This is a genomic window from Caulobacter sp. GW821-FHT09A05, from assembly GCF_059418465.1.
In genome coordinates this window covers 110,715-128,848 of record NZ_JBWKPX010000008.1, presented here as the reverse complement: position 1 = coordinate 128,848, position 18,134 = coordinate 110,715, and the positions used below count along the sequence as shown (strand labels likewise).

The window sequence follows — 18,134 nt, the reverse complement described above, 5'->3', positions numbered from 1 at the left end:
TCTCTCTTTTCGGTCGCTTACCCGACCTTTCAGCGTCGCCTAGATGGTGGCGCCGCCATCCACCACCAGGGCTTGTCCGGTCATGAAGCTGCCCGCCTTCGAAGCCAGGTAGACCGCGGCCCCGGCCAGCTCGTCCGGTTCGCCGATCCGGCGCAGCGGCACGCCCTTGGTCGAGCGCTCCAGGATCTCCGGATCCTCCCACAGCGCCTTGGCGAAGTCGGTCTTGATCAGGCCCGGCGCGATGCAGTTGACCCGCACGTTGTCGGGGCCGAACTCGTGGGCCAGGTTGCGGGCCAGCTGGAAGTCGGCGGCCTTGGAGATGTTGTAGGCCCCGATGACGGCGTTGCCGCGCAGGCCGCCGATCGAGCTGACGATGATGATGGCCCCGTCCCGCCGCGCGCGCATCTCCGGCGCGACCATGCCGATCAGCCAGTGATTGCTGATGATGTTGTTGTCCAGGATCTTGCGGAACTGGTCGTCGGCGATGCCGGCCAGCGGGCCGTAATAGGGATTGGACGCGGCGTTGCAGACGCAGATGTCGACCTTGCCGAACGCCCGCTTCGTCTCGTCGACCAGGCGCTGCAGATCCTCCTTCGAGGCGATATTGGCGGGGACGGCGATGGCCGTCCCCTCGCCGTGGCGGGCGTTGATCTCGGCCGCCACCTCGTCGCAGGGCCCGGCCTTGCGCGAGGAGATCACCACCTTGGCCCCATGCTCGGCCAGGCGCTGGGCGATGGCCTTGCCGATCCCCCGCGAGCTGCCGGTGATGATGGCCACCTTGTCGGTGAGGTCGAAGAGGGTCATCGCGCGCTCCCTAAAACACTTGTTTGAATTTACGACACAGTGGTGTCGCCGAGAGCGTGCGTCAAGCCGGCGCCGGCCACCGACCGGTTCGGAGCCGCTCTGCGACCTATTGCTGCACCACGCTAGTCGATAGCGAGATGTCATGTACTGTTGAATACAGACGACATTCTATTAGTCATACAATCACATTCTCGCGACAATGGTAAATGATCATCATGCCAAGGACCTTAGGAAAGGAAAGTTTATTTAATCGCCTTCAGACAGCGGGCGTCCTGATCTGCGCGAGCTTTCTTGCCCTCGAGGTCTTCATCGAATTCGAGGTGGTCGAGCGCGCCTTCAGCCACGGCCCCGCAGGCTGGCGAATCGACGCCGCGGCTTCGCTGCTGGCCGTCGTCGCCCTTTCCGGCTTCGCGGCCCTCAAGACGTTCGAACTGCGCGCCGAGTCGGATCGGCGGTCGGCGGCCGAGCAGCGCCTCGCCCAGTTGGAGACGCGGGATCCGCTGACCGGCCTGGCCAACCGCAACCGGATGCTCGAATTCCTGGGCCAGGCCCTGCAGACGCGCAAGACCGGCGACGAGGTCACCGGCCTGCTGCTGATCGACCTGAAGCGGTTCACGCCGATCAACGAGGCCCATGGCCGCGCGGTCGGCGATCGACTGCTGCGCATGGTCGCCGAACGCCTGCAGTCGGTCGCGCGGGAGGACGAGATGGTGGCGCGCCTCGGCGGCGACGAGTTCGCCGTCGTGCTGCCTCGCCTCGATTGCGCCCGGGCCGCCAGGCATCCCGCCCAGCGGCTGGTCCGCGCCCTGGAAGCGCCGTTCGAGATCGATGACCTGGCGCTGAGGATCGGCGGGGCGGCGGTCGGCGTGGCGACCAGTGCGAACACCGAGCTGCGTCCCGGCGTCCTCGTCCATCACGTCGACGCCGCCCTCCAGCGCGCCAAGTGCGAGCAGTCGGCGGAATCCTGTTCCAACCGGCGAGGAACGGGCCAGGCCTGACCCCTCGCGGCGAGGCTTTCGCCGAGGCGAGGCCTTGCGCCACAAAATTTCTCCGGCGATGTCGGATGGGCGCTCGCGGAGCCGTCCTCGGGGCACGAACCGAAACCCGGAGACAACGCCATGACCACCCCCTCCCCCATCGCCGACCGCGAACTGGTGCTGACCCGCATCATCGACGTGCCCGCCGACAAGCTGTTCAAGTGCTGGACGACGCCCGAGCGCCTGCACGAATGGTTCTGCCCCAAGCCCTGGACGGTCTCGCACGCCGAGATGGACATCCGGCCCGGCGGCTCCAGCCTGATCGTCATGCGCGGCCCCAACGGCGAGGAGATGCCCAATCCCGGCGTCTATCTCGAGGTCGTCCCGAACAGGCGCCTGGTGTTCACCGACGCCTTCACCTCGGCCTGGGTCCCGTCGGAGAAGCCGTTCATGGTGGCGATCGTCGAGTTCGAGGACCTGGGCGACGGCACGACCCGCTACACCGCCACCGCGCGCCACTGGACGGTCGAGGACCGCCAGGCCCACGAGCAGATGGGCTTCCACGAAGGCTGGGGCGTCGTCGCCGACCAACTGGCCGAAGTGGCCCGGACGTTCTGAGCGATCGGGGACAGGCGCATGCGCCTGTCCCCGCCCTCGCCTACCTCACGCGCACTTGTTCCAGCCGCCGCCTTCCAGGTGGAAGTGGTCGCGGTGCGCGGCGTTGTAGTCCGGGCCCAGGACGACGCCGAACACCCGGCAGGCGCCGTTCCGCGCCGCCCGGACAAAACGGCCCTCGTCGCTGTCGGCGCGGAAGTCGGCGGCCACCGTGGCCCGGCGGCCGTCGGCGAAGCGGAAGCCGGCCACGTCCAGGGCGGCGGCGCGGGCATGGGCGCTGGGCCGCTCGCCGGGCCGGCCGTAGATCGTGCGGCAGGCATAGGTTCCGTAGTGGTCCACCCGAGTCAGCCGGCTGTGCAGGATCTCGCGCGCCGCCGGGACCAGCACCTGGCGCTCCCATAGCGCGTAGTCCAGGGCCAGCGGACAGGTCATGACCGGCGCGGCGGGGGCCAGGCGGCCGGCCGCCCGCACGGTGTTTCGCGTCGAGCAGAAGCCGGTCCCGCGCGTCTCGCCCTCCACGAACCGCACCCCGCCCTCGCGCAGGGCGGCCCGGCAGGCCGCCGGGTCGGCGCTGATCCGCGCCAGCTTGCCGGCCGTGGCCAGGCCGAGCGGCTGGTCCAGCGAGAACGGCTTCCACGGCAGGTCCTGCGGCGGCGCCAGGCGGTCGACCAGGGCGAAGACCAGCAGGCCGGCCAGCAGCAGGTCGAGCAGGAAGCCGGCCAGGCCGGCCAGCGACCGGGCTTCGGGAGAAGGTTCGCGCAGGACCAGTTTCACCCCCATCCAACGGCGCGGCGGCGACGAAGTTCAGCCGCGAAGCTTGGCTTGTCGGCCGCGAAAGGCCATTACCGCCGCGCTGGAGACGCTCATGACCCCCTCGAACAGCTGGCGCGGCCTGCTGAACGCCGAACTGGCCCCGCGCTTCGCCCTGCTGTGCCTGGGCATCTGGCTGAACGCCGCCGACACCCTGGTGACGGTGACGATCATGCCCAGCGTCGCCCAGGAGATCGGCGGCTGGCAGTACTTCGGCTGGTCGATCGCCGCCTTCCTGCTGGGCTCGATCCTGGCGGGCGCCTGCGCCGGCAAGCTGTCGATCCGCTTCGGCCTGAGGCGCGCCACCGCCCTGGCCGGCGTGGCCTACGCGATCGGCTGCGCCATGGGGGCGGCGGCGCCGGACTTCCTGGTCTTCGTGGCCGGCCGCCTGGTCCAGGGACTGGGCGCCGGGGCGATCGTCTCCCTGTGCTACGTGGCGATCAGCGCCATGTTCCCCGAAAGCCTGTGGCCGCGGGTCTATGGCGCGATCGCCGGGGTCTGGGGCGCGGCCACCCTGCTGGGCCCGCTGTGCGGCGGACTGTTCGCCCAGGCCGGCTTCTGGCGCGGGGCCTTCTGGTTCTTCGTGGCCCAGGCCGTGATCTTCGTGGGCGCGGTGCTGGTCATGGTGCCCTCCGCGCCCAAGGCGCCGGAGGGCGGGCGCATCCCCGGGCGGCAGCTGGCCCTGCTGACCCTGGGCGTGACCCTGATCGCCGCCGCCGGCGTCGTGCCGGGCGGTCTGGCCGCGGCCCTGTGCGCGGCGTTCGGAATCCTGGCCATGGCCGCCATGCTGGCGGTCAACGCCCGCACCGGCGACCGCCTGCTGCCGCGCGCGGCCGGCGACCTGGCCACGGCGACGGGGCTTGGCCTGGCTGTGATCTTCTTCTGCGAGGCCGCGACGGTCGGCTTCTCGGTCTATGGCCCCACCTTTATCCAGGTGCTGCACGGCGCCGATCCCCTGCTCAGCGGCTATGTGATCGGCGGCATCGCGGCCGGCTGGACGGCGTTCTCGTTCGTGGTCGCGGGCCTCAAGCCCAGGCACGAAGGCCGAGCGATCCGCATCGGCGCGGTGACCATCCTGGCCGGCGTCGCCTGGGGCGCCTACGAGATGGTCCATGGCGGCCTGATCGGCATCACCCTGTCGATGGTGCTGCTGGGCAGCGGTTTCGGGATCTGCTGGGCGTTCCTGGCCAAGCGGGTGATCGGCGGCGCGCCGGTCGAGGAACAGCCCCTGGCCTCGGCCGCCGTCCCCACCACCCAGCTGATCGGCGGCGCCACCGGCGCGGCCGCGGCCGGCGCCCTGGCCAACGTCCTGGGCTTCGCGCACGGGGTGACGCCGGAGAGCGGCCTCTCGCACGGGCTATGGCTGTTCGCGGCGTTCATTCCGCTGGCTGCGGCGGGGCTGCTGGCGGCGTGGCGGTTGGGACAGGACTGAGACCATGGCCGATCCGATCCTCGATTTCGACGCCGCCGGCGCCGTGTCATCCGAGCGCCGCGTCCAGATCGGCCGCAAGCTGGACGAGATCGCCCGCGAGGAGGGCGTGCGCATCCTGCTAGCCGTCGAGTCCGGCAGTCGCGCCTGGGGCTTCCACTCGCCCGACAGCGACTATGACGTCCGCTTCCTCTATGCGCGCCCGGTCAGCGACTACCTGGCCCTGCAGCCGCCGCGCGACGTGATCGAGCGGCCGATCGACGCCGACGACCTCGACGTCGGCGGCTGGGATGTTTCCAAGGCCCTGAAACTGGTGTCGCGCGGCAACGCCGTGGTCTCCGAATGGCTGTCGTCCCCGATCATCTATGCCGAGGATCCGGCGTTCCGATCGCTGTTCGAGCCCCTGGCCCGCGACTGGCAGAACCTTCACGGCGACGTGGCCCACTATTACGGCCTGGCGCGCCGGCAGTGGGGCAGTTTCATAGAGGGCCGGACCGAGGTTCGCCTGAAGAAGTACTTCTACGTCATCCGCCCGGCGGTCACCCTGCACTGGCTGCGCGAGGGCAATACCGGCGCGCCGCCGATGAACCTGCCGCGCCTGCTGGAGGACGTGCGCCTGCCGGACGCCACCGCCGAGGCTCTTGCGGAGCTGCAGGCCCGCAAGCAGGCGGCCGGCGAGATGGTTGGCATGGGCGCGCGCATCCCGGCCATCGACGACTACGTGCGCGAGCAGATGACCTGGGGCCTCGGCCAGAAGGCGCTCGAACCCCGCCGCGATCCGGCGTTGTGGATCCGGACCGAGGCGGCGTTCCGGACGCTGATCGGGGCGGCGTAACGCGGATTCGCGACACGCCCGCTCGCCCAACGATCACTTGGCTTGCTGATAGTGACAACGTATATACGTTGTGCCGACAATGGAACCGATCATGCCCAAGGACGCCGTCTTCACCATGAAGCTCGAGCCCCAATTGCGGGACGCGTTCATCGCCGAGGCGGCGGCCGCGCATCGACCGGCCTCGCAGATCGTGCGCGATCTGATGCGCGACTTCGTTCAGCGCCAGCGCGAGGCGAGGGACTATGAGGGATTTGTCCGCCGCAAGGTGGAGATCGCCCGGACGGAGCGCGAGGCTGGCCTGACCTTCTCCAACGAAGACGTCGAGGCCGAGTTCGCGGCCCGCCGCGCTGACCTGCTGAGAAAGGCGGACGAGGCCGAGACGTGAAGGTCCACTGGACGGCGTCCGCCAGGCTTGATCGCCTCGCCATCGCCGACCACATCGCCGCCGACAGCCCCAGAGCCGCCGTCAGGATGGACACCCTCTTCACCGAGGCCGCCGAATCCCTGGCCCGTTTCCCTCGGATGGGCCGCGTCGGAAAAGTCACCGGAACACGGGAAATCTTCCCGCACGAGAATTACAGGCTGATCTATGAAGTCGGAGACGACACGGTCTGGATCCTGACCTTGATCCACACCTCGCGCCAATGGCCGCCGGAACACGGCTGACGGACGCTGCGCCCCCTCAAGCTTCCGCCACCACCGCCGCCTCCACCAGCCGCACCACGTCGCCCATGATCTCGGTGATCCTGAAATCCTTGGGCGTGTAGATCCGCGCCACGCCCATCTGCTTGAGGACCAGGGCGTCGGCCTCCGGGATGATGCCGCCGACCACCACGGGGATGTGGTCCAACCCCTCGGCGCGCATCAGGCGGACGACCTCCTGCACCAGGTCCAGGTGCGAGCCCGACAGGATCGACAGGCCCACCACGTGGGCGCGGCCTGCCTTGGCGCGGCGGACGATCTCTTCGGGGGTCGAGCGGATGCCGTCGTAGATCACCTCCATGCCGCAGGCCCGAGCCCGGGTGGCGATCTGCTCGGCGCCGTTGGAATGGCCGTCCAGGCCCGGCTTGCCGACCAGATAGGTCAGGGTGCGGCCCAGCACCTGGGAGACCCGTTCGACCTCCCGCTTGACCGCCTCGACGTCCTCGGCCTCGCCGGAGGAGACCACGACCGCCACGCCGGTGGGACCGCGATATTCGCCGAACACCTCGCGCAGGGTCCCGGCCCACTCGCCGGTGGTGATCCCGGCCTTGGCGGCGGCGATCGAGGGTTCCATGATATTTCGGCCATCGGCGGCGGCGGCCTTCAGCGCGGCCAGGGCGGCTTCGGCGGCGGCCGGGTCGCGGGCCGCGCGCCAGGCCTTCAGCCGCTCGACGACGTCGGCCTCCAGCAGCGGATCGACCGTCTCGATCGCCTTGCCGCCGGCGGCCAGCGGCGAGGCCTCGCTGTCGGTCCAGCGGTTGACCCCGACCACGGTCAGGTCGCCGGTCTCGACCGAGCGCACCCGCTGGGCGTTGGAGGCCACCAACTTCGCCTTCATGTAGTCGATGGCGTTCTGGGCCCCGCCCATCTCGTCGATCAGGGCCAGCTGCTCCAGCGCACCCCTGGACAGCTCCGCGACCTTGGCCTCGACCACGTGGCTGCCGTCGAACAGGTCCTCGTATTCCAGGAGGTCGGTTTCGTAGGCCAGCACCTGCTGCAGGCGCAGCGACCACTGCTGGTCGAACGGGCGCGGCAGGCCCAGGGCCTCGTTCCAGGCCGGCAGCTGCAGGGCCCGGCAACGGGCGTCCTTGCTGAGCGTCACCGCCAGGGCCTCGATCAGGATGCGGTAGACGTTGTTCTCGGGCTGCTGCTCGGTCAGGCCCAGGCTGTTGACCTGCACGCCGTAGCGGAAGCGACGGGCCTTCGGGTCCTGGACGCCGTAGCGCTCCAGCAGGATCTGGTCCCACAGACGGGTGAAGCTGCGCATCTTGCACAGCTCGGTCACGAACCGCACGCCGGCGTTGACGAAGAAGCTGATCCGCGAGGCGACGATCTCGAAGTCCTGGTCGGGGACCTGGCCGCCGGCCCTGACGGTGTCGAGCACGCTGATCGCCGTGGCCAGGGCGAAGGCCAGCTCCTGCTCCGGCGTCGCGCCGGCCTCCTGCAGGTGATAGCTGCAGACGTTCATCGGGTTCCACCTGGGAACCTCGCGATAGCACCAGGCGATCATGTCGCCGATCAGCCGCAGGCTGGGTCCCGGCGGAAAGATGTAGGTGCCGCGGCTCAGATACTCCTTGATCAGGTCGTTCTGGGTGGTGCCCTGCAGCAGCTTGCGGTCGGCCCCCTGCTCGTCGGCCAGCGCCACGTACATCGCCAGCAGCCAGGCGGCCGGGGCGTTGATGGTCATGGAGGTGTTGGACTGCTCCAGCGGGATCCGGTCGAACAGCTGGCGCATGTCGCCCAGGTGGGCGATGGGCACGCCGACCTTGCCGACCTCGCCGCGCGCCAGGATGTGGTCGGCGTCGTAGCCGGTCTGGGTGGGCAGGTCGAAGGCGACGGACAGGCCGGTCTGGCCCTTGGCCAGGTTGGCCCGGTACAGCGCGTTGGACATCTCGGCCGTGGAATGCCCCGCATAGGTGCGGAAGATCCAGGGCGCGTCGGGCGCGTGCTGGAACGGCTTGGAGGTCATCCTGCGCTTCCCGTCCTGTCGTTCTTGATTACCAACGATCATGAACCGGGCCTTGTTGCGGCGCAACATCGCAAGAGCGAACGAAGCCGCCGACCTCAGAACGCCCGCTTGCCCGTCACCACCTCGAACCACAGCCGAAAGTCGCCCGCCAGGCTGTAGAACGGATACTTGAACGTGGCCGGCCGGTTCTTCTCGAACACGAAGTGCCCCACCCAGGCGAAGCCGTAACCGACCACAGGCGCGGCGACGAAGAAGCGCCAATCGACCAGGAAACCAAGGATCACAGCCGCAATGACCAGGGTCGTGCCGATCACGTGCAGCCGCCGGCTGGTGCGGTTGACGTGTTCGGTCAGGTAGAACGGATAGAACGCCGCGAAGGTGCGGTAGCGTCCATCCTTGTCTTCGGCGTTCCAGTCATGCGTGGCCATGGGCCGATGTTCCGCCCGGCGGGCCGCCGTGGCAAGGCCGTCGCTCTCGCCACGCGCCGGACCACCTCCCTCATGGAGAGCGACAATCGTTAACTCTTCCATTACGGTAGTTTGTGGTGATTCTGTTCCGTTCCCGGAGCGACTCGGCGTACGAATCTGAAGCGCTGCCGAAATAATTCGGCCCGGAAATCGCCGCGATCTGGGCGCCTACGTCCGTTTCGTTAGTGCAAGCTGAGGTTAACAAGCTGAACCTCAGCGACCTAACGCCGCGCTTCGCCGTCGCAGCGTTCCACGAACGCCTCGGACGTGGCATGGTGACTGGACAACCTTTGGAGGCGAAACTTGAGCGAAGAAACCGAGGGCCGACGCCCAAATCCCGTCGATCTCCACGTCGGTGGCCGTGTTCGGATGCGTCGCAAGCTGTTGGGCGTCAGCCAGGAACAGCTGGCCGACTCGCTGGGCCTGACCTTTCAGCAGGTGCAGAAGTACGAGCGCGGAGCCAATCGCGTCAGCGCGTCCAAGCTCTACGAGATCGCCAAGACCCTGCAAGTCCCGGTGTCGTTCTTCTTCGACGGCCTGGCCGACCCGATGGACGGCTCGGACGGCGACGAGATCGGCCAGCAGGCCGAGCGCATCGTGCAGGAGTTCCTGACCACCCCCGAGGGCCTGGAACTGGCCGAGGTGTTCCCGAAGATCGGTCGCGGTCGCGTCCGTCGTCAGGTTCTCGACCTGGTCCGCGCCATGGCTGAAGAAGCCGCTCGCGTGGAAAACGCCGCCGCCTGATCGCGGCGACATCAGTAGCTAGTCCGTTCGGGCCCCGGCGATCCGTCGCCGGGGCCCGATCGTTTTTACCGGACCGGCTTGACGTCACGCGCCGCGTTGCGCGGACGGGCGCGGCGGCGGGGCGTTGCGACTGGCCCCGGCCACGCTGGCCTTGGCCGTCACCTCGCTGGCATAGGCCTGGGCTTCGCCGACGGTCCTGATGGCCGCGACCCGGGTCTGGATCGCCGCGCTCTCGGCCGGGTCGCCCCGCGTCAGTTGCATGTCGGTCTTGGCCAGGATCTGCAGGAAGCCCTGGGCGTTGCCGGTCTGCGGCAAGGGCGTGTCCGGCGACACCGCGGCGACGGCGGCGCAAGGCGCGGCCGAGCTGGCCGGATCGTTCAGCACCGTCGGACAGTTCGTGCGCGGGCTGGCCAGCGACAGCAGCGGCAGGACGTTGGCGGCGGCCTTGTCGCGCTGGGTCATCCACGACGTGCCGAACAGCGCCTGCAGGGTGGCCGAGACCGAAGCGTGGTCATAGGTCGTGTGGTCGACCCCGCCCTGCGGGATCAGCGGCGAGACGATCACCGCGGGCACCCGCAGGCCGTAAAGGTCGAACAGGAAGCCGCCGGCGTTGATCGACGGGTCCTGGGGACTGCCGTCGCCCGGCGGGACGGCGGCGGCGGGCGCGACGGAATCGTAGAAGCCCCCGTGCTCGTCATAGGTGATGATCAGCAGGCTGCGGTCCCACAGCGGCGAATTGCGGATCGCCTCGTAGGTCGCCTTGATCAGGGCCTCGCCCCCGGCCACCGAGTCCATGGGATGCTGAGACGACCCGCCCTCGTAATTGCCGCTCAGCACGTCGCCATAGTTGGGCTCGATGAAGGTGTAGGCGTAGGGATAGGGCCCCTGGACGTCGGAGGCGAACGACCCGAAGGCGGTGGTGTCGTCCTTCCAGACGATGCCCTTCAGCGCCCCGACCTGGGGCACGCCGCCGGCCACCGGGCCGTTTTCGTCGACATAGATGCGCCACTGCTGGCCGTTGGCCGCGACCTTGTCGAAGATCGAGAATCCGCTGGGATAGGCGAAGCCGCCGCCCAGCGGCGCGATCCACTTGCCGATCTGGCCCGCGCCGGGCGAATCCGCCCAGCCCGCCGACGAGGCCCCGTGGACGAAGAACCGGTTGGGCCAGGTCGGGCCGGGAATGGACGCATGCCACTGGTCGCAGAGCGCGAAGGTAGTGGCCAGCTGATAGATCACCGGCAACTGGCTCGGCGTGTCGAAGCACAGCATGACGTCGCCGTATTCCGAGGCCGTCGGCAGGCTGGGATTGCCCGAGGTGATCTCGCTGGTCGTCGTGGCGTAGTTGGCGACGAAACCACTGTTGTTGATCGGCGCGTTGTAGGGTTGCCACGGCGTGTGGGTCACGCCCTGTCCGCACAGCTGCTCGACCACGTCGGCGAACTCGTGGCCCGGATCGGTCGGCATGGCGGCCGGGGCCGGCGAACCGACGGCGTAGGGCGCGCCGTCGTAGCTATTGGTGTCGGCGGTTGTGGCCGCCGTGATGCCCGGAATGCCCGACAGCGCGAACATGTTGTCGAACGAGTGGTTCTCCAGCACCAGCACGAAGACATTGTCGACCACCGCATAGGGGCCGGTCCGGGTCATCCCGGTCGAGGTCCCCCCGGACGGCAGGTTGATCGCGAAGGTGCTGGTGTCGACCGTGAACCCCAGGTTCTGGCCGGAATCGGCCGACTGCAGCTGGCACTCCTTCCAGAGCGGATACAGCGTCGAGCCCTGGCTCTGATAGACGCCGGGGCTGGAGCCGTCCTGGACGACCAGCTTCAGGGCCCAGTAGTCGAGCACCATCGCCACGTTGAGGCCCAGCCGGAAATAGACGCTCAGCGGCCCCACCGTCTGGCCCGGCGCGGCGGCCAGCGGCTGGCTGCACTGCGTGCCGTCGGTGCTGTTCTCGTGCCACAGGGTGATGATCGCGTTGCCGTCGGTGTTGTTGGTCACGTAGGCCTGGGCGCTCACCCGGTCGACCGGGTTCATCAACGTGGAGGTCCCGCCGGAGTCGAGGTTGATGACGAAGGTCTGGGTGTCGACCGTGAAGGTCAGGTCCTGGCCCGCGTCGGGCCCCTGCAGCTGGCATTCCTTCCAGTCGCTGTATTCCAGGACGCCGCTGCTCTCGTAGAGGCCGGGCGTCGAGCCGCTGGTGACGTTGATCTCGCAGGCCCAGTAGTCGAGGACGGTCAACGATCCGAAGCCGGTGTTGAAGTGCGCGGTGAGCGGGCCGACCGTCTGGCCCGGCGCGGCGGTCCACGAGGCGCTCTCGGTCCCGTAGTCGGAGTTCTCGTGCCACAGGGTGACCGACGCGTTCCCGTCGGTGGTGTTGGTGACGTAGATCTGGGCGGTCTGCGGCGTAGACATGTCTTGTCCTCCCGGCGCGCTTCGAAACCGACCGCGACGCGCAACGCGAGGGCGGCGCAACCAGAAACGGTCGTCTCGAATGATCGCCCCGCCCGGAAGGGTTAGTCAACTCATGAGGGATAATTTAATAATACAATTATAGGTAAAATTCCACACCAAGCCCTAGCTGGCCGAGACCCGGCCCTGGCCGGCCTGCCAGATGCGCTTGGCCGTCTGCAGGGCGGCCGGAGCCAGGCCGCGCAGGTCGTGGCTCTTGACGATCTTCAGGCCGAACTCGCGGTCCTTCTGCCAGATCACCCGCACATCATGGGCGAAACCGCTGGCGAGATCGACCAGCTGGACACTGCTCGGCGGGATCACGCCGGACAGCATCTGGATGCGCAGGCCCGTGTCGGACTGGTCACGCACGATGCAGTCCCACGCGAAGGCGCCGCAGAGCACCTTCCCGGGATGTTGCATCGCGATGCGGGGACCGGCGCGCCGGTCCAGGGCCCCGCCAGAACCAAACTTGGACATGACCGTAACAACGCGCGGCGACATTAATCGTCAGTGCAGCGGAAGGGTTTATTTGCCGCTGACCACATCCTCGGCCCAGGTTATCCCCCGGAACGACGGGAACCTTGGACGGACACGGTTATTTAGCCGGTAACCGCTCGAGGCTAAGGATCCGCGCAGCCGGCGAAGACCGGCCGATCGAGGAAACGAAGGGGACTGCCCTATGACCCATGGCGTAGCGCTGTTGGCCGACGTGACCGGTCGCGAGCTGATCGTCGCCCTGGCCCGCCCGGGCGACGCGCCCGGCGAGCACCACCTCCTGCCCGCCGCCACCCTTCTGGAGCTGGAGGCCGGCCTCAAGTCGGTGCTGACCGAACTGGGCCCGGACGAACTGGTGGGAGCGGCGGTCAGCGCCGCCGGCCCCGAGATCGACGGCGTGGTGACCCTGACCAGCACCGGCATGGCCGTGTCCCTGACCTGGCTGCGCCATGTCCTGCGCACGCCCAGGGTCTATCTGGTCAACGACTTCACCGCCTGCGCCATGGGCGCGCCCAAGGTCGCGGAGGCGCGGCTCGGCGTGATCCATCCCGGCAAGGCCGCCCGCAACAGCGCCATCGCCGTGCTCGGCCCCGACATCGGCCTGGGGGTGGCGGGCCTGGCTCCGCTGCGGGGCGAGGGCTGGCTGGCCGTGCCCAGCGAGGGCGGCCACATGGATTTCTGCCCGGTCGAGGCTCGCGAAGCCCCGATCTTCTCGGCCGTCCGCGCCCGCCACGGCGAGGTCTCGGCCGAGCGCCTGCTGTCCAAGGAAGGCCTCAGCGACATCCACTGCGCCCTGGTCGGGGACGGGGATCCTCTTGTCGCGCCCGAAAATGACAACGTTATCATCGAGCTGGCGCGGGCGGGCGACGCCCAGGCCCGCGAGGCGATCTCGATCTTCAGCGGCCTGCTGGGCGGCTTCGCCGGCGACATGGCCCTGCTGTTCGCGGCCCGCGGCGGGGTGTTCCTCAACAGCCCCCTGCTCGAGGCCATCGGCGAGCTGCTGGACCGCGAGGCCTTCGCGCGTCGCTATCGGGCCAAGGGACGGATGAGCTACTACCTGGCCGACCTGCCGGTGTTCAGCATGCCGGGCCGCCCCGCCCTGCTGGGCCTGTCCAGCCTCTTCACGCCCAGCGACATGCGCCACGCCGCCTCGGACGTGAAGTTCCTCGACTGCTGAGCCCTCAGTCCGGCCGCCAGCCGTTGCGCAGCAGGTCGACGGCCAGCAGGTGGGCGGTCTCCAGCGCCATGTCCTCCAGTTGCTCCAGCAGGGCCAGGCGCTGGGCCGGCGTGCGGGCGTGGGCGTAGAGGGCGCAGATCGCATGCAGCCGGGCGCGAATGTCCAGCGGCGGCGCGGGCGCGTGCAGAAGCGGGTTTTCCGGCAGCTGGGCCGGCGCGTCGCCCTTGCGGCCGAAGGCGCGCTGGGGGGCGTCGAACTCCAGCGATTCCAGACCGGGCCAGTCGAGGGCGCTCATCTTTTTTCCACTCCAGTCGTCGGTACGGGGTCCATCAGGCGACCAGGGCGGCGACGCCGCATCTCAGGCCGTTGACCCGGACGTCGGCCTCGCCGACGCCGAGCCCGAGAAGGTCGGTCAGGGCGGTGATCACCCCGTCCAGGGGCGGCGTCGCCGCCGCCAGCAGCGGTTTCAGCGCCGCCAGGATCGCCGTCTCGCCCAGGCCGACGTGGATCAGGCTGGCGAAGTCGACCTCAAGGTCCAGATTGGCCAGCAGCGAGGCGGTCGCCGCGGCCAGGGTGTCGTTGGTCTTCACGGTCTTGACCGCGCCGGCCTTCACCTCGGCGCTGGTGAACGACACCGTCTGCCAGGACGCGCCGCCCAGCGCGACGTCGGACTTGCCGCTCACCCCGAACAGGGGCGCCTTGACCAGGCTGGCACGGTTCACGGCCAGCGGCCGCTTGAAGTCGTCCAGCGCGGCCAGGTCGATGTCGCCGATCTTCAGCGACCCGATGCTGGGCTTGACCTCGAGCGAGGCGGCCTTGCGCCCGCAGTCGATCTCCTTGAGCCGCGCCTCGCCGGACGCCAGCTCGACCAGCACCGGCAGGCGCACCTGGGCCAGGCCGCCCAGCAGGCCCGATCCCGCCAGCTTGGCGTCGACATAGAGCCGCGCCTGGCTGGTGCGTACGACCACCGTCTTGTCCTGGGTGACGGTCATGTAGGGCGCGTTGTTCATCGGCTCGCCGATCGCCAGCCAGACGTCGGTGTCCGCCAGGCCCGGCACGCTGGCGCCGAGGTCCAGATGGACCTGGCGATCGCCGGCGCCGGCCTGCAGGACCGCCTGGGCCAGGTCCATGGCGCTGAGGGCCACGGTGGCCGCGGAGCCGCCGGCCACGTGGTCCTGGTCGCCGTAGGGACCCAGCGACGCCACGGCGTCCAGATGGGCGGGCGTGCGGTCGCCGGCCGACAGGGCCAGCGTCCGCGTCGCCGAGGCGGCCTGGCTCTCGCCGTCGGCCGACAGGGCGTCGGCCAGGGCCTGCAGCGCCTGGCCGGTCGTCAGGTCGGCCTGCAGCACCTGGTCGTAGGTCGGTCCCTTGAGGTCCAGGCGGGTGGAGACCGCGTCGAGATAGCTGAACAGGCTGACGTCGGCGTCGGCCAGGGCGTCGTAGTCCATCACCGAAAGGTTGACCTGGCTGCCGGTCAGGTCGCCCAGGAGGGCGTTGGCCAGGCCGCCCTTCAGGCTGGCCAGGCGCGAGCCGATCGAGAAACTGGCCAGGTCGGCCCGGGCGGCCGTAGCCTCGCGGCGGATCGGCACGGACGGGCGGCCCAGCAGCGCCGCGCCGAAGAACAGCTCGGCTTCGCTGGCGACCGAGACCTTGACCGCGTCGGGATCCAGGGCGGTCGGCTGGAAGCGCGCCTTCACCGGGACCGCGGCGTCGGCGGCGTAGCGTCCCAGGGTCACCGTCGTCAGCGGCGGCGTTCGCCAGCCCTCGCCATTGGCCGTCACGGTCGCCTCGGCGGCGATCTGGGCCCGGCCGATGTCGTTGGCCGCCGTGATCGCCGCCAGATCGGCGACGCCCTGCAACCGGCGGCTCTGCAGATAGACCCACCCCATATCGACCGCCAGGGCGGCCAGGGCCAGCACCAGGGTCAGGGACATGGCGGTGATCACCGCGACACCGCCCCGCCGGTCCTGGCGGAAGCTCGTTCGTCGTAAGGCGGTCATCGGGTCTCAATAGCCTCCCAGCTGCACCGAGGCCCGGCGACGGATCTGGTCCGACGGCATGGGGGTCACCCCGCGCACGGCGAAGGCGAAGGACTGGGCCGCGTCATAGGACACCGCCACGGTCAGCCGCCCGTCGCGATCGATCACCTCGGTCGACACCTTGGCCGGGATCAGCTGGGCGTCGCTGGCGCTGGCGGCGACGGCGGCCTTGGCCAGGCTGGCCCGCTCGGCGGCGGTGGTTCCAGCGATCGCCGCCCGCGCGGCGTCGTTGGCCAGTTGCTGAACCGAGTGCGACATCCAGAAATAGCCGCCATAGCCGGTGATCCCCATCAGCATGAAGATCAGCACGGGGGCCAGGAAGGCGAACTCCACCGCCGTCGCGCCGGACTGATCGCGCGGGAAGCGCCGGCCCATCGCCCTGGTTCCGCGGGTTTTCCTCATCGCTCGGGTCCTTCTTGCGAAGATCGTGCAAGCAGGATTGCCCCGGCATGGATGCAGCCAAGTTTCTCCAGATAATGCGTAAAATACGGATTTTACGGCGACAGCCTGTCTCGCCCGAAGGCTGTCGCCGTCGATTGTCGCTCAACCGCCACGATGGTAGCTTCACAAGGACTTTAAAGCATCTCGGCCGGGTAAATTCACGGGCAAGACGGAGATGACCGATTCTCCGTATTTTCTGGGGTGGCCATGACCAACGACTCTCCCGCCACGCACGCCACGGCCGGTGAAGTCAGCCGGAATTTCGGCCAGTGGCAGGACGTCGCCCTGACCGGACCCGTGATCATCACCCATCACGGCCGCCCCCGCGTGGTGCTTCTGTCGGCCGATCGCTACGCCAGCTGGAACAACCTTCCCGCCGCCGGCGTCAACACGGACGCCCACGTCGCCGAGACCAGCCGCGAAGCCCTGCTCGAGCAGATGGTCGAGGGCTTCATCGCCCTGGACCCGACGCTGCGGGTCACCAAGGTCAATCCGGTGTTCGAGGCCCTGGCGGGGCGCAGCGCGGGCCAGCTGGTCGGCGCCAGTTGGAGCGACCTGTTCCCCCTGCCCACCCAGGCGGTGATCGCCGAGCAGATGCGGCGCGTGCTGCGCACGGGCGAGGCCGTCGAGTTCGAGGCCGATTCCACCGTCCAGCCGGGCCGCTGCTACGGGGTCCGCGTCTTCCCCTATCCGGGCGGCGTCGCGGCGCTGTTCGCCAACCGCACCGAGGAGCACAGCCTGCGCGGACGCCTGCGCCACGCCCGGGCCATGCAGGCGGCGACGAGCGCCCTGCCCCGCCTGGCGGTGGCGCGGCTGAACATCCGCGGGGTGCTGGCGGAAATGGACGAGGACTTTCTGCGCCTGGCGGGGTTCTCCAGCGCCGAACTGCTGGACTGCCGGCTGACCGACATCGTCCGCCCGTCCGACCGCCGCGCCCTGGCCCAGGCGCTGGAGAAGGTGCTGCAAGGCGGCCCGGCCGCCCGCGTCGAGACGGCCCTGCTGGTCCGGGCCGGCGACGAACGCCCGGTCGAGCTGTCCATGGCTCCCATCCTGCACGACGGGACCGCCGACGGGGTGATGGTGATCGTGCTGGTCCTGGCCGAAGCCTGAGCCCCCGCCAGGCCCGCCTATTTCTCGGACTGCGCCTTCAGGCTGGCCAGGCCCGCCTCGAAGTCCTTGCCGGCCATCTTGTCCATGTTGAAGATCACGTCCATCACCCTGAACAGCAAGGGCGAGGGTCCTTCCATGGCCCAGGTGACGCGCGTGGCCTCGCCTTCGGGAACCAGGGTGAAGATCGCCTTGTTGCGGGACTGGAACGGCTTGGTGAAGTCCAGATTGATCAGCAGCTTCGACGGGACGGCGGCCTCGACGATCTCCATGCGCCCGGCCCCGGCCTTGCCGTTTCCCGACCAGGCGTAGGTCGAGCCCAGGCCGCTGGCCGGGCCGCCATAGGTGCGGCTCATGGCCGGGTCCAGCTTCTCGTAGGGCGACCAGGCGCCCCATTTGCGGAAGTCGTCGAGCAGGGCGTAGATCCTTTCCGGCGGCGCCTTGATCACGGTGGAGCGCGCGACGCGGAAATGGTCCGGCCGGGTCGCGGCGTAGCCCAGCAGGGCGACGATCGCGACGCCGACGACGATGGCGATGACGGCGATGATCTTGAGCATGGTTGTCCCCTCCTCCGGTGACGACGGGGCCGGCCGGGCCGGCCCCGCCAGCGGGCCTCAGGCCTTGGGCGTGGTGGCGATCGACCACAGGAAGCCGTACGGGTCGCGGACCTGGCCGTAGCGGTCGCCCCAGAACATCAGCTGCACCGGCAACACCACCGCGCAGCCGGCCGCCACGGCCCGCTCGAACCATTGGTCCACGTCGTCGACCTGCAGGTGCAGGGTGAAGGCCCCGGGCTTTTCCGGCGGATAGCCGTGCTCGGGATAGAAGTCGCTGAGCATCAGCGAATTGCCGTTGATCAGCAGGTGAATGTGCATGGTCCGGCCCTGCTCGTCGGGCGGGATGCGGTAGAGGTCCTGGGCGCCGAAGGCCTTGATGTAGAAGTCGGCCGCCTCGGTCGCGTTGCTGGGCGACAGGTAGGGCACGATGCCGCCGGACACGGCGGGCAGCGGGGGCGTCTGGGGTTGGGCGTCGGTCATGGTCGTTCTCTCCTCTTCGGCCCAGAGGACGGACGTCG

General features: G+C 69.1%; 20 protein-coding genes. 9 read left to right on the top strand and 11 right to left on the bottom strand.

Going from position 1 to position 18,134, the window contains the following annotated elements; genetic code table 11:
- Positions 1 to 39: 39 nt before the first annotated feature.
- Positions 40 to 804 carry an SDR family oxidoreductase gene (locus AC07NX_RS10215; RefSeq protein ID WP_494641489.1) on the bottom strand — a complete coding sequence of 255 codons (765 nt, stop codon included), beginning with the start codon at positions 802 to 804 and terminating at the stop codon, positions 40 to 42.
- Between the two features lie 320 nt (positions 805 to 1,124).
- On the opposite strand from AC07NX_RS10215, the gene AC07NX_RS10210 reads away from it, so the two are divergent.
- Positions 1,125 to 1,802: a diguanylate cyclase domain-containing protein gene (locus tag AC07NX_RS10210; RefSeq protein WP_494641487.1), complete on the top strand. Its 678-nt coding sequence runs from the start codon at positions 1,125 to 1,127 to the stop codon at positions 1,800 to 1,802.
- A 120-nt stretch (positions 1,803 to 1,922) separates the two neighbouring features.
- The gene (locus tag AC07NX_RS10205; protein WP_494641485.1) at positions 1,923 to 2,399 is read left to right on the top strand and encodes an SRPBCC family protein; all 477 of its coding nucleotides are present in this window, start codon (positions 1,923 to 1,925) and stop codon (positions 2,397 to 2,399) included.
- 45 nt (positions 2,400 to 2,444) lie between these two features.
- Here AC07NX_RS10205 and AC07NX_RS10200 read toward each other — a convergent pair whose 3' ends face one another.
- Positions 2,445 to 3,170, bottom strand: a complete 726-nt coding sequence (locus AC07NX_RS10200) for an extensin-like domain-containing protein (protein ID WP_494641483.1) — start codon at positions 3,168 to 3,170, stop codon at positions 2,445 to 2,447.
- 91 nt (positions 3,171 to 3,261) lie between these two features.
- On the opposite strand from AC07NX_RS10200, the gene AC07NX_RS10195 reads away from it, so the two are divergent.
- The 4 genes from AC07NX_RS10195 (at position 3,262) to AC07NX_RS10180 (ending at position 6,136) form a co-directional block, all read left to right on the top strand.
- Positions 3,262 to 4,638, top strand: coding sequence for an MFS transporter (locus AC07NX_RS10195; RefSeq protein WP_494641480.1), 1,377 nt, complete (start codon positions 3,262 to 3,264; stop codon positions 4,636 to 4,638).
- A 4-nt stretch (positions 4,639 to 4,642) separates the two neighbouring features.
- Positions 4,643 to 5,470, top strand: coding sequence for a nucleotidyltransferase domain-containing protein (locus AC07NX_RS10190; RefSeq protein ID WP_494641478.1), 828 nt, complete (start codon positions 4,643 to 4,645; stop codon positions 5,468 to 5,470).
- A gap of 91 nt (positions 5,471 to 5,561) precedes the next feature.
- Complete coding sequence (locus tag AC07NX_RS10185) at positions 5,562 to 5,855, top strand: antitoxin of toxin-antitoxin stability system (protein WP_494641476.1); 294 nt, start codon at positions 5,562 to 5,564, stop codon at positions 5,853 to 5,855.
- Positions 5,852 to 6,136 (top strand): type II toxin-antitoxin system RelE/ParE family toxin, encoded by a 285-nt coding sequence (locus tag AC07NX_RS10180; RefSeq protein WP_494641474.1) that lies wholly within the window; start codon positions 5,852 to 5,854, stop codon positions 6,134 to 6,136. The genes AC07NX_RS10185 and AC07NX_RS10180 overlap by 4 nt, the downstream gene beginning before the upstream one ends.
- A 16-nt stretch (positions 6,137 to 6,152) precedes the next feature.
- Here AC07NX_RS10180 and AC07NX_RS10175 read toward each other — a convergent pair whose 3' ends face one another.
- Together AC07NX_RS10175 and AC07NX_RS10170 are read right to left on the bottom strand one after the other, a co-directional pair.
- Positions 6,153 to 8,141: a methylmalonyl-CoA mutase family protein gene (locus AC07NX_RS10175; RefSeq protein ID WP_494641472.1), complete on the bottom strand. Its 1,989-nt coding sequence runs from the start codon at positions 8,139 to 8,141 to the stop codon at positions 6,153 to 6,155.
- A 95-nt stretch (positions 8,142 to 8,236) separates the two neighbouring features.
- Entirely contained in the window at positions 8,237 to 8,569 is a 333-nt protein-coding gene (locus tag AC07NX_RS10170) for an Mpo1-like protein (RefSeq protein WP_494641470.1), read from the bottom strand.
- Positions 8,570 to 8,911: 342 nt separating this feature from the next.
- Between AC07NX_RS10170 and AC07NX_RS10165 the strand changes: the two genes are divergently transcribed.
- Complete coding sequence (locus AC07NX_RS10165) at positions 8,912 to 9,352, top strand: helix-turn-helix domain-containing protein (protein ID WP_051963768.1); 441 nt, start codon at positions 8,912 to 8,914, stop codon at positions 9,350 to 9,352.
- 84 nt (positions 9,353 to 9,436) lie between these two features.
- Here the strand turns inward: AC07NX_RS10165 and AC07NX_RS10160 are convergent, their stop codons facing one another.
- Together AC07NX_RS10160 and AC07NX_RS10155 are read right to left on the bottom strand one after the other, a co-directional pair.
- Positions 9,437 to 11,761, bottom strand: a complete 2,325-nt coding sequence (locus tag AC07NX_RS10160) for an alkaline phosphatase family protein (protein WP_494641467.1) — start codon at positions 11,759 to 11,761, stop codon at positions 9,437 to 9,439.
- Between the two features lie 162 nt (positions 11,762 to 11,923).
- A complete protein-coding gene (locus AC07NX_RS10155) occupies positions 11,924 to 12,277 on the bottom strand; it encodes a PilZ domain-containing protein (protein WP_494641465.1) in 354 nt (117 codons plus the stop codon).
- 202 nt (positions 12,278 to 12,479) lie between these two features.
- Here AC07NX_RS10155 and AC07NX_RS10150 point away from each other — a divergent pair, with 202 nt between their 5' ends.
- The gene (locus AC07NX_RS10150) at positions 12,480 to 13,472 is read left to right on the top strand and encodes a glucokinase (RefSeq protein WP_494641463.1); all 993 of its coding nucleotides are present in this window, start codon (positions 12,480 to 12,482) and stop codon (positions 13,470 to 13,472) included.
- A 4-nt stretch (positions 13,473 to 13,476) separates the two neighbouring features.
- Here the strand turns inward: AC07NX_RS10150 and AC07NX_RS10145 are convergent, their stop codons facing one another.
- The 3 genes from AC07NX_RS10145 to AC07NX_RS10135 are packed head-to-tail and all read right to left on the bottom strand — an operon-like array spanning position 13,477 to position 15,913.
- Positions 13,477 to 13,767: a hypothetical protein gene (locus AC07NX_RS10145; protein WP_035072162.1), complete on the bottom strand. Its 291-nt coding sequence runs from the start codon at positions 13,765 to 13,767 to the stop codon at positions 13,477 to 13,479.
- 34 nt (positions 13,768 to 13,801) lie between these two features.
- Positions 13,802 to 15,472, bottom strand: coding sequence for a pilus assembly protein TadG-related protein (locus AC07NX_RS10140; RefSeq protein ID WP_494641460.1), 1,671 nt, complete (start codon positions 15,470 to 15,472; stop codon positions 13,802 to 13,804).
- A gap of 6 nt (positions 15,473 to 15,478) precedes the next feature.
- Positions 15,479 to 15,913 (bottom strand): TadE/TadG family type IV pilus assembly protein, encoded by a 435-nt coding sequence (locus tag AC07NX_RS10135; RefSeq protein ID WP_494641458.1) that lies wholly within the window; start codon positions 15,911 to 15,913, stop codon positions 15,479 to 15,481.
- Positions 15,914 to 16,159: 246 nt separating this feature from the next.
- Between AC07NX_RS10135 and AC07NX_RS10130 the strand changes: the two genes are divergently transcribed.
- Positions 16,160 to 17,062, top strand: a complete 903-nt coding sequence (locus AC07NX_RS10130; RefSeq protein WP_494641456.1) for a type II toxin-antitoxin system prevent-host-death family antitoxin — start codon at positions 16,160 to 16,162, stop codon at positions 17,060 to 17,062.
- Positions 17,063 to 17,079: 17 nt separating this feature from the next.
- Here the strand turns inward: AC07NX_RS10130 and AC07NX_RS10125 are convergent, their stop codons facing one another.
- Positions 17,080 to 17,616: an SRPBCC family protein gene (locus tag AC07NX_RS10125; RefSeq protein WP_494641454.1), complete on the bottom strand. Its 537-nt coding sequence runs from the start codon at positions 17,614 to 17,616 to the stop codon at positions 17,080 to 17,082.
- A gap of 57 nt (positions 17,617 to 17,673) precedes the next feature.
- Positions 17,674 to 18,096, bottom strand: coding sequence for a VOC family protein (locus tag AC07NX_RS10120; RefSeq protein ID WP_494641452.1), 423 nt, complete (start codon positions 18,094 to 18,096; stop codon positions 17,674 to 17,676).
- Positions 18,097 to 18,134 lie beyond the last annotated feature (38 nt).